This window comes from Yersinia sp. LJYL362 (assembly GCF_048323875.1).
This window is the reverse complement of the sequence record NZ_JBLWEX010000112.1, coordinates 1-10,803: the sequence shown is the minus strand read 5'-3', so window position 1 is coordinate 10,803 and position 10,803 is coordinate 1. Positions and strand designations below refer to the sequence as shown.

The window sequence follows — 10,803 nt, the reverse complement described above, 5'->3', positions numbered from 1 at the left end:
TGACCACCAAGTCTTTTGCTACTTTCATGATATCTCCTACCCTTGGAACAAAAATTGGCACAGATTGTAGCGGAAATCTGCACCGCTGTACTCACCAGCATAAAAAATCGCGAAGGATAACGCTACTTCGGATGGAAAATACCGATCACTTGTTCATGTGGCCGGACGTGTTTATTAACCTGCTCGTCCGTTTGACGCTGATGGTGACCGCACTTAACACACTCCACCACTTCCACCTGATCTTCACGCCACAATGCCAGTGTATCCAATGCCTTACACTGTGGGCAAACAGCACCGGCAATGAATCTTTTACGGATTTTTGTCTTATTAAGCGCATTTGTCATCATTTTCTCCGGCATTATTCGTATTCATCCCAGCCATCTAACTGCCGACTTTCATGCAGCATTTCTCGTTGGAAAATATCTTCCAATTCACGGCGGGCTTCTTTAATTCTGGAAATTTGCGCCACATCCCCATGATGCTGCGGCACCAGCTCACGCAACATTCGCATGTCGAGACGGCGGAAATGTTGCTGTGCCCGGTAGGCCTGATGCGGATGCATCCCTAATTCCAGCAGCGTTTTTCGCCCGAGTTCCAGCGCACTGGAGAAGGTCTCGCGCGTAAAGTCTTTAACTCCATTTTGCAGCAATTCATGGGCTTCAACACGCCCTCTGGCACGGGCCAGAATGTGCAAATTAGGGAAGTGTTGCTGACACAAATGCACCAGCGTCATGGTGTCTTCCGGCTCATTACAAGTGATGACAATAGCTTTGGCTTTTTCCGCCCCGGCAGCCCGCAACAGTTCCAGCTCAGTGGCATCACCATAGTAAACTTTATAGCCGTATTTGCGCATCACACTGACGGCACTGACATCGCGCTCCAACACGGTAATGCGCATTTTGTTCGCCATCAGTAAGCGGCCAATCACCTGACCAAAGCGCCCGAAGCCGACAATAATGACCTGCGGGTCATTATCTTCAACAAAGGGTTTCTCGTCGCTCTCTTCCTGCGCGTTGTAACGGCGGATTAAAATGCGGTCAATCCCCTGCATCAATAACGGCGTGGTCATCATTGACAGAGTGACCACCACCAGCAACAACGCCAGTTGTTCGGCATTTAAAACGTGTTGAGAGAATGCCGCAGAGAATAAGACGAAAGCGAATTCACCGCCCTGACTCAGCACCCCGGCAAATTGCAGGCGTACCGAACGGCGCAAACCAAATGTCCGCGCCAGGCCATACAGCACCGTGCCTTTGATAAAGACCAGCGCCAGAACCCCTAGCAATACATCCAGCAGATGAGTAAACAGCACACCCAGGTTCAAGGCCATCCCGACTGAGATGAAAAATAGCCCGAGCAGCAAGCCCTTAAAGGGTTCGATAGCGATTTCCAGTTCATGCTGGAATTCACTTTCCGCTAATAAGATACCCGCAATAAACGTTCCTAACGCCATAGACAGGCCCAAGGCATCCATAAACAGCGCTGAGCCTAACACCACCAGCAAAGCCGCAGCAGTGAAAACCTCCCGCACACCTGAAGCCACAATGTAGCGAAATAGCGGGCGCAGTAGATACCGACCGCCAATCAACATACCAGCAAAAGCCGCAACTTTAATGCCAATCTTGACCCAATCATTAGCAGCACCACCGCCACCAGCCAAAATTGGAATCAGCGCCAAAGCCGGGATAACCGCCATATCCTGGAACAATAAGACCGAGAAGCCGAGCTGCCCGCCTTCATTGCGGTTCATCCCTTTTTCGCGCATCAGCTGTAATGCCATTGCTGTTGAGGACATGGCCAAACCGACACCACCAATCAGTGCGGCTTGCCAGGCAAATTGGGTGAAATAGAGTAATGCCCCTAATACTGTGGCGGTTATCACCACCTGACCTGCACCGACACCAAAAATAGAGCGCCGCAACTGCCACAGTTTGGCAGGATTCAATTCCAAGCCAATGATAAACATCAAGAAAACAACGCCTAACTCGGAGAAGTGAAGGATTTCGTCAACATCACGAATAAACCCCAACCCCCACGGGCCAATGGCGATCCCGGCTATCAGGTAACCCAATACCGCACCGATACCCAGGCGCTGCGCAATAGGAACCGCCACCACAGCGGCAAATAGAAATAATAAAATCGCGGTCAGTAACGCCGAGCCTTCCATATTCAGTGCCCTCCGGTCGCTAACGGTGACTGCAACCACTGCGTATAAGCTTGCGCATGGCTGGCCAGAACTTCGGGCTTTTGTCGCCGTGCCCAGTAAATAATCATCGGGCTCATCCAATGCATATGACACATAGCTGCTGTCAATTCGAAAGGCCGTAAAATATCTTCCATCGGGTAACGATTATACCCCCCCGTCCGATAAGCGCCCTCCGGCTCGCCAGTGGTAATCACCGAGCGCCAATATTTACCGGTCAGAGCATGCCCCCCCACCCCATTGGCAAAGCCACGCGCCAGCACCCGATCCAGCCATTCTTTCAGCAACGCCGGGCAACTGTAGGTATAGAGAGGATGTTGAAAGACGATAATCTGATGTTCACGTAGCAATTGCTGCTCATAGTGAATATCAATAAAGAAATCCGGATAATGTGCATACAGGTCGTGCACAGTGACATGTTCTAATTGCTGCACCGGTTGCAGTAAAACCCGATTCGCCACCGAGTCTTGTGACTCAGGATGGGCATACAACAGCAAAACCTTCGGTGGCTGCGACATCATTCCCCTCCAAAGCGTCGTCAGGGTCCGGTTTTTCCGTTACCATGCTTCGCAAAGACTAAAAAGACTAAGATTTGTACCCAAAGTCATTGGCGCGACAGAAAGTAGCGGCAAAAACTCAGGGGATAATAATTTAACATACTCTAAACATACGGCACTCTATGATTGTTTTTTCCTCGCTACAAATTCGACGTGGTACTCGCGTCTTGCTGGATAACGCAACAGCAACGATTAACCCTGGGCAAAAGGTCGGGCTGGTCGGTAAAAACGGCTGTGGTAAATCCACGCTGCTGGCGTTGCTCAAAGGCGAACTGAGCGCCGATGGCGGTAATGCCACTTTTCCCAGTAACTGGGCACTGGCTTGGGTCAACCAAGAAACCCCTGCACTGGATGTGCCGGCGATAGAGTATGTTATCGACGGTGACCGCGAATATCGCCAATTGGAGGCCGAACTTCAGGCCGCCAATGAAAAGAATGATGGCCATGCCATTGCCACCGTGCACGGCAAACTCGATGCTATCCACGCCTGGACCATTCAATCCCGTGCTGCCAGCTTGCTACACGGATTGGGGTTTTCTCAAGAAAGTTTACAGCAACCTGTGCGCTCATTTTCAGGTGGTTGGCGAATGCGCCTCAACCTGGCACAAGCACTGATTTGCCGCTCCGATTTACTGTTACTGGATGAACCCACGAACCACTTGGATTTGGATGCCGTCATCTGGCTGGAAAAATGGTTGAAAAACTACGCCGGCACACTGGTGTTGATCTCCCATGACCGCGATTTCCTTGATCCTATTATCGATAAAATTCTGCATATTGAACAGCAGACGCTGAATGAGTACACAGGTAACTATTCATCCTTTGAACGCCAGCGCGCCACCAAACTGTCACAGCAACAATCGATGTATCAGCATCAACAAGAGAAAGTTGCGCATCTGCAAAGTTACATTGACCGCTTCCGTGCTCAAGCGACCAAAGCCAAACAAGCCCAAAGCCGCATTAAAATGCTGGAACGGATGGAACTGATTGCACCGGCCCATGTAGATAACCCGTTTCATTTCAGTTTCCGCACGCCAGAGAGCTTGCCTGACCCACTGTTACGCATGGACAAAGTCAGTGCGGGCTATGGCGATCGCACAATTTTAGAGTCGATCAAGCTCAATCTGGTGCCTGGCTCGCGTATTGGTTTGTTAGGCCGTAACGGAGCAGGTAAATCCACCCTGATCAAGCTGCTAGCCGGAACATTAGAACCTCAAAGTGGTGAAATCGGCCTGTCTAAAGGGATTAAACTGGGTTACTTCGCCCAGCATCAGCTTGAATTCTTACGAGCAGATGAATCTCCGCTACAACATATGAGCCGTCTGGCCCCCAAAGAGCCGGAGCAGCAGCTACGTGATTATCTGGGAGGTTACGGTTTTCAGGGTGATCAGGTTACCGACCCAACTGCCCGTTTCTCCGGCGGTGAAAAAGCGCGTCTGGTGTTGGCTCTGATTATCTGGCAGCGCCCTAACCTCCTGCTGCTTGATGAACCGACTAACCATCTGGATCTTGATATGCGTCAGGCCCTGACCGAGGCATTGATTGATTTCGAAGGTGCATTGGTGGTGGTTTCCCATGATCGTCATTTACTGCGCTCCACCACCGATGATCTTTATCTGGTGCATGATGGCAAAGTGGAGCAGTTCGACGGCGATCTGGAAGATTATCAACAGTTTCTGGTGGATCTACAGCGCCAGCAAAGCCAGCAGGATAACCCAGCCAAAGAGTTATCCGGCAACAGTGCGCAGCAGCGCAAAGACCAAAAGCGCCGTGATGCTGAGTTCCGCAGCCAAACCCAGCCTTTGCGTAAGCAAATTATGACGCTGGAAAAACAGATGGATAAACTGAGCACACAACTGGCGGCTATCGAAGAGCAACTGGCTGATTCAGCCCTCTACGATATTTCACGTAAAGCGGATTTAACCCTGTGTCTGCAACAGCAAACGCAAGTGAAATCCAAGCTGGAAGAGACTGAAATGCAGTGGTTGGATGCGCAAGAGCAGTTGGAGAATCTCACCAAGCTGTTTGAAGCGGGGTAACCCGCTTTTCAAGCTTTGTTCAGTGTTAGTCGCACGACACATGTTTAAATCGCTTAAATGAACAGTAAATTTACTTTTACTTTCGTGAATACCTAAACGATTTTAGTGTCTAATAAATCTATAAATTTTCGGTAGGAATAAGTGTAAATGCAGCGCATTTTGGTTATCCGAATAGATTTCCTGGGTGATATGGTCTGTACCACAGCGTTATTGCATGCACTGAAGCAACGTTGGCCGGCTGCAGAGATTCATGTATTAGCGAACAAATACAATCAGGCGATATTGGCTCGCAACCCAGACATCACCGCGGTTCACACCTATGTTTACAGTAAACAATGTGAAAGGAATCAGCAGCCTGGAAGAATTAAGGCTCTCTTTAACCGCCTGGCGCTGATTCGGCGATTACGGCGCTTGCACTTTGACCTGCTGATTATTCCTAATGGCGGCATGAACAAAAACAGCATTCAATTCGCCAAACTACTGGGTGTTGCGGATTGCCGCTGGCATACCGCTGAAAGCGAGTTCGACGATCGCAATCCTGACCATGTTACCCAACGGCCAATACGCCATGAGGCACTCTCAGGTTTCGCGCTGGTGCCAGAATTAGGGCCAGTTGATACTGAAGCATTGAAACTGCACATCTATCCTGACCCACAATTACAGGTGAAATGTCAGGCAGAATTAGGTGAAAAAAACCGGCCGCGAGTGGGCTTGTTCATTTCCAACAAAGCACCACAACGCCGTTGGAGTATGGAGAAGTGGCAACAATTGGCGCAAAAACTCAGTGATCAGGCTGAGATCGTCGTGTTATATGACCCAACAGACCCACCGAGCGAGGAGCAGTTGGCCGCTTTTCAGGGCCGTCACCTATCCACACATAGCGTCGATGAGTTCGTTGCAGCCATAAGTCTTCTGGATATAGTTATTTCAGCCGATAGTTCGCCGGTTCATATCAGCTCAGCATTACAGATACCGGTGGTCGCGCTGTTTGAATCACGGCCAGAAAAGTACTTGCGCTGGTACCCCTTGGCTCACCATGTCTTGTTGCATGCGGGGCCACAAGTTGAAGACATCACGGTTGATGCCGTCGAAAGTGCAGCCCGTTCATTGTTGGGCAAAAAATAAGATAGCTAAAATGGGCGTAATCATTGCAATAATGATAGCCCATTAAGGCCGAAATACTGGCTTATCTCCGAGAATCGTCGCTCGGTGCATAATCCGTCGCTGCGGTAGATAGTCCGCATTGGCATAGTGTTGGGTGACGCGGTTATCCCAGATAGCCACGTCATCCTGTTGCCAGCGCCAGCGCACTTGAAACTCCGGTTTGGTGGCATGTGCAAACAGAAAACGCAGTAGCGCATCGCTCTCTTTCTCACTCAGATCCACTATTCTCGTGGTGAATCCTTCATTAACAAATAATGCCTGACGCCCACTCACCGGATGAGTACGTACTACCGGATGGAGCAATGGCGGATTCTTCTCTTTTGCCAGCAACCAGCGCTGATGGTCTTCTGGCGTTGCGCGGTGCTTATGCTCGGGGAAAGAATGGGTGAAATCATGCTCTGCCCGTAGCCCGGCTAAAAGCTGTTTAAACGGTGCTGAAAGGGCTTCATAAGCAGCAATCCCGCTACTCCATAACGTATCACCGCCAGTGGTCGGTAATTGCTTGGCAGCCAGAATCGCCCCTAAAGGAGGTGTTTCGATAAAAGTAACGTCAGTGTGCCAATTATCATTATCCGGCGGATTATTATCGTGCGTATCTAAAACAATAATCTCCTCACACTCTTTTGCGTGAGGATAAACCGGGTGAATGTGTAAATCACCAAAGCGCCCGGCTAAATCGCGTTGCTGTAACGGGGTAATCGGCTGATTGCGGAAAAACAGAACTTGATGCTTGAGCAGAGCATGGTAAAGCTGCTCAAACTGGCTATCCCCCAACGGGCGGGCGATATTCACATTCTCAATCAGAGCGCCAATATGCGGTCCCAATGGCGTCACGACCAAACGTTCATTCATTGCTGTGCTCCATACCAAGGTGTTAACCGGCGCTGAATTGCCCGCAAACTTAATTCCATGCCAAAAGCGATAATGGCAATCACACTGATGCCCGCAATCACTACGTCGGTGGCGAGAAATTCTCCAGCCGATTGCACCATAAAGCCCAATCCACGCGTCGCAGCGATCAACTCAGCCGCCACCAATGTTGACCAACCGACACCCAGCCCGATGCGAATACCGGTTAAAATCTCCGGTAATGCGCTGGGCAAAATAACAAACCATAAAACCTGCCAGCGGCTGGCACCCAATGCGCGTGCGGCCCTCACCCGTACCTGTGCCACACTGCGCACTCCTGCCACTGCGGCCAAGGTGATTGGCGCGAATATGGCCAGATAAATCAGCAAGATTTTTGACGTTTCGCCAATACCAAACCAAATCACCATCAGTGGCAGATAGGCCAGCGGGGGCACCGGGCGATAAATCTCAATAAGCGGGTCCAGCACACCACGTACTGTGCTGCTCAGCCCCATCGCAATTCCGGTGGGGACTCCGAGAGCTACCGCGGCTAGCAGTGCAATTAAAATACGCCCCAAACTGGCAGCCAAATGTTGCCATAGCGTGGCATCCATAAAGCCCTGTGGGCTGGCAATCACCAGTAACTGATGCAAAACCTGTTGCGGAGCGGGTAAAAATAACGGGCTGATAAGCCCAAGTGCGGTGACTGCCCACCACAGTGCCACTACACTCACCAAGGTGGCGATACTGAGCCACAATCCGTTGCTGGCCGGTAAACGGCGGCTTACCTTTTTGGCCGCAGGGCGGGCGGCATCCGGCGTAGGTAACGAGGTGGCTTGCGGGCGTAAACTGGCGTCGCGCAATGTGCTGTGTAGGCTCATATCAGGGCCTCCCGCTGTTGGAAAACTTTACCCAGCACGTATTCACGGCGGGCGATAAATTCAGGATCAGACTTAATGCTGCGGCAAGCTTCGCCATCGGCATAGCGCTGACCAAAGTTTAGCGATAATCGCTCGACCACCTGCCCCGGCCCCGGTGACAGCAGCAGTAGCTCGCTGGCCAGAAATACCGCTTCTTCAATATCATGAGTAATCAATAGAATTTGCTTACCGGTATCGCGCCAAATTGACAGCAGCAGCTCTTGCATCTGCTCACGAGTAAAAGCATCGAGCGCGCCGAACGGTTCATCTAGCAGTAATAAGCGCGGATCCACCGCCAGCGCTCGGGCAATCCCCACTCGCTGGCGCATCCCTCCAGAAAGCTGCCAAATGTAGTGATGTTCAAAACCGGCTAACCCGACCCGATTAAGCATTTTCAGCGCGGTTGCCCGCCGCTGTTGCTTGCTCAAACCAGCCAGTTGCAAGCCAAACTCGACATTGCTGACCACATCGCGCCACGGCAGTAAACCCTCATGCTGGAACACCACTCCCCGTTCGGCGCTCGGGCCATGAACCGGAATATCATCCAGAGTGATGCTGCCAGCTGAAGGCTCTATAAATCCGGCAATCAAATTCAACAACGTAGTTTTGCCACAGCCTGATGGCCCCAATACCACGACCAACTGTCCGGATGCGATGTGTAATGACACATCCTGTAAGGCAGGTTTGCCCTGATATTCAGCCCACAGGCCGCTGACATTTAACATGATGGCTCCTAGGACTGCGGGTTCGCCTGAACGTCTTTCACAAAGCGGTCAGTGACGAAATCACGATAATCACTGGCAACCTGTGGGATCTTACCCTGCTGTTTGAGGAACGCAGCGGTATCACGGATAGCTTGATCCACCGGCTGGCCCAGTTGGGTTATCTGATCGGCTACTGACAAGTAGGTGTTACCTTTCACCAGTTCTGGCACTTGCTCTGGCGGAACACCGCTTAAGCGCGAAAGCTGGCTCAGATGTTCTGGGTTTTTAAGCCATTGATCCGGTTGTGCTAAATAAGCCCCTTGAGCGGCCAATGCACTGCGGGCAAAGGCGGTCACCACTTCAGGATGAGCCTGAGCGAAATCCTTGCGTACCACCCAAACATCCAGGGTTGGTGCGCCCCATTGCCCCACTTGCGCGGAGTCAGTCAGGACAGTACCGGTTTTGGCTAATTCGTTGACGGCAGGAGCCCAAACATACGCGCCATCAATATCACCACGTTGCCAGGCGGCAGCGATAGCGGGTGGCTGTAAGTTCAGAATAGTGACCTGATCCGGCTTGATGCCCCAATGCTTCAGTGCGGCCAGTAGGCTGTAATGGGTGGTGGAGATAAACGGCACGGCAATGCGCTTACCAATCAAATCTTGCGGGGTTTTGATCTCTTTTTTGACCACTAATGCTTCAGAGCTGCCCAGTTGTGAGGCCAACAAGAAAACCTCAATCGGGACATTCTGACTGGCCGCAACCGCCAGTGGGCTGGAGCCGATATTGCCAATTTGTACATCACCCGAGGCCAGCGCCCTAACCACGCTGGAGCCGCTATCAAATTTGCGCCAATCGACCTTGGCACCGGAAAGCTTGGCAAAGCTGTTATCCGCCTGCGCGACTTTAGCCGGTTCCGCAGAGGTTTGATACGCTACGGTCACATCAACAGCATGTGCGCTGGTCGCCACCAATGACAGAGCCAACAGCGCCCCACCCGATCGCCAGATGCCGCGTGCTGCGCTGGCAAGACTTACAGAAGAAAAGGTTATCGTCATGGGTTCACTCCGCTCGGTTAACAGTGTCATTCGTTATGGTTACGACCCTAAACGAACTTGGGGCGCTGAGATGACAGTGATACCTGAAGGAGTAACACCGCTAAAGGAATAAAAAATTATTCTTTATTCCTTTAAGCGATAACAAATTAGCTCACAGAAGAATTCTTATCCGTAACAAACAGTTAACTAAAATGTAATTTCGCCTTTAAGGAAAATGCGGGATGCACCTGAAATAAAAGTACGTTCCCCGGCTAAAGTGCAAAATAGCTCACCACCACGCGCGGATATCTGACGGGCATGGAGCGACGCCCTGCCCAACCGCGCCACCCAATACGGCATTAATGTGCAATGAGCCGAGCCGGTAACCGGATCTTCATTGCTGCTCAGGGTAAAGTAGCGCGATACAAAATCGACCTCATCACCCGGCGCGGTCACAATCACAGCGCGGCCGGTATAAGCAATCAGCGCCACCAGATCCGGCTGTAATTGACGTACTTGTTGCTCACTCTCCAGCACCACCAGCAGGGATTTTGCCTGCCATACCTGTTGAATATCAGCGCCGAGCAGAGCGTTCAGCTCAGCCGCAAGCGCGATTTGTTCCGGGGGCAATGCAGGGAAATTCAGCGATAGGCGGTTAAAGTTATCAGCATCGCGTTTGACATGTAAATCACCACTGGCGCTGCGAAAACAGATATCGTGCAACCCGGGGTTAATCACATTGAACATCACATGTGCCGCCGCCAGAGTGCCGTGGCCGCATAAATCCACTTCACGCTCTGGCGTAAACCAACGAATTGCCGATTTATCCCCTTCGTCCCAGACAAAGCTGGTTTCCGGCAAATTGATTTCCGCAGCGATACGCTGCATCTGTGCTGCCGACAGTGGCTTTTTCAGCAAATATACCCCGGCCGGGTTACCGGATAACCCCGTGCCGATAAACGCATCCACATGAAAATAGTTATAAGCCATTAATTAACCCCACGGTTAATACTCTAAATAATTCGAGTTGCAGGAAAGCCCCTCCAACGCACATGCAGCTTGAAGTATGACGAGTATGATCAATGCCAAATAAGCAGCACACAGGCCGCCGTCAGCAAGCCCATCGCGATATTAAAGGTGAACCATGCCCGGCGGCTACGTAACAGACGTCCGATCAATGTTCCAAAACCCAGCCAAATGATACCGGCCACCAGATTCACCATAAACATGCCAAGACTGATCATTAAGATCGAATGATTATAGGCCGCCCCTGCCATGCTGAAGCTGGCAACTGACCCTAATCCCATCAACCAGGCTTTTGGGTTAAGGA

10 protein-coding genes and 1 pseudogene are annotated in these 10,803 nt (G+C 51.2%); 2 read left to right on the top strand and 9 right to left on the bottom strand.

Features of this window, described 5'->3' with window-relative positions:
• Positions 1-122: 122 nt before the first annotated feature.
• Genes ACNSO8_RS05015 through kefG form a run of 3 tightly spaced genes read right to left on the bottom strand, consistent with a single transcriptional unit; the run spans position 123 to position 2,721 of the window.
• Complete coding sequence (locus ACNSO8_RS05015; protein WP_418394009.1) at positions 123-344, bottom strand: YheV family putative zinc ribbon protein; 222 nt, start codon at positions 342-344, stop codon at positions 123-125.
• 14 nt (positions 345-358) lie between these two features.
• Positions 359-2,167 carry a glutathione-regulated potassium-efflux system protein KefB gene (kefB, locus tag ACNSO8_RS05010; RefSeq protein WP_418394008.1) on the bottom strand — a complete coding sequence of 603 codons (1,809 nt, stop codon included), beginning with the start codon at positions 2,165-2,167 and terminating at the stop codon, positions 359-361.
• A gap of 2 nt (positions 2,168-2,169) precedes the next feature.
• Complete coding sequence (gene kefG, locus ACNSO8_RS05005) at positions 2,170-2,721, bottom strand: glutathione-regulated potassium-efflux system ancillary protein KefG (RefSeq protein WP_418394010.1); 552 nt, start codon at positions 2,719-2,721, stop codon at positions 2,170-2,172.
• 161 nt (positions 2,722-2,882) lie between these two features.
• Here kefG and ACNSO8_RS05000 point away from each other — a divergent pair, with 161 nt between their 5' ends.
• Both ACNSO8_RS05000 and ACNSO8_RS04995 read left to right on the top strand, forming a co-directional pair.
• Positions 2,883-4,799, top strand: coding sequence for an ABC transporter ATP-binding protein (locus ACNSO8_RS05000; protein WP_418394007.1), 1,917 nt, complete (start codon positions 2,883-2,885; stop codon positions 4,797-4,799).
• A gap of 147 nt (positions 4,800-4,946) precedes the next feature.
• The gene (locus ACNSO8_RS04995) at positions 4,947-5,924 is read left to right on the top strand and encodes a glycosyltransferase family 9 protein (RefSeq protein WP_418394006.1); all 978 of its coding nucleotides are present in this window, start codon (positions 4,947-4,949) and stop codon (positions 5,922-5,924) included.
• Between the two features lie 42 nt (positions 5,925-5,966).
• Here the strand turns inward: ACNSO8_RS04995 and tauD are convergent, their stop codons facing one another.
• The 6 genes and pseudogenes from tauD to ACNSO8_RS04965 all read right to left on the bottom strand — a co-directional run.
• Positions 5,967-6,815, bottom strand: coding sequence for a taurine dioxygenase (tauD, locus tag ACNSO8_RS04990; protein ID WP_046051822.1), 849 nt, complete (start codon positions 6,813-6,815; stop codon positions 5,967-5,969).
• On the bottom strand, positions 6,812-7,693 hold the full coding sequence (tauC, locus tag ACNSO8_RS04985; RefSeq protein ID WP_418394005.1) for a taurine ABC transporter permease TauC: 882 nt from the start codon (positions 7,691-7,693) through the stop codon (positions 6,812-6,814). The genes tauD and tauC overlap by 4 nt, the downstream gene beginning before the upstream one ends.
• Positions 7,690-8,457, bottom strand: a complete 768-nt coding sequence (tauB, locus tag ACNSO8_RS04980) for a taurine ABC transporter ATP-binding subunit (protein ID WP_418394004.1) — start codon at positions 8,455-8,457, stop codon at positions 7,690-7,692. Before tauB ends, tauC begins: the two co-directional genes overlap by 4 nt.
• A gap of 8 nt (positions 8,458-8,465) precedes the next feature.
• Positions 8,466-9,494, bottom strand: coding sequence for a taurine ABC transporter substrate-binding protein (tauA, locus tag ACNSO8_RS04975; RefSeq protein WP_418394003.1), 1,029 nt, complete (start codon positions 9,492-9,494; stop codon positions 8,466-8,468).
• A gap of 186 nt (positions 9,495-9,680) precedes the next feature.
• Positions 9,681-10,463: a PhzF family phenazine biosynthesis protein gene (locus ACNSO8_RS04970; RefSeq protein WP_418394002.1), complete on the bottom strand. Its 783-nt coding sequence runs from the start codon at positions 10,461-10,463 to the stop codon at positions 9,681-9,683.
• 89 nt (positions 10,464-10,552) lie between these two features.
• A pseudogene (locus ACNSO8_RS04965) lies at positions 10,553-10,803 on the bottom strand (LysE family translocator); the annotation flags it as partial.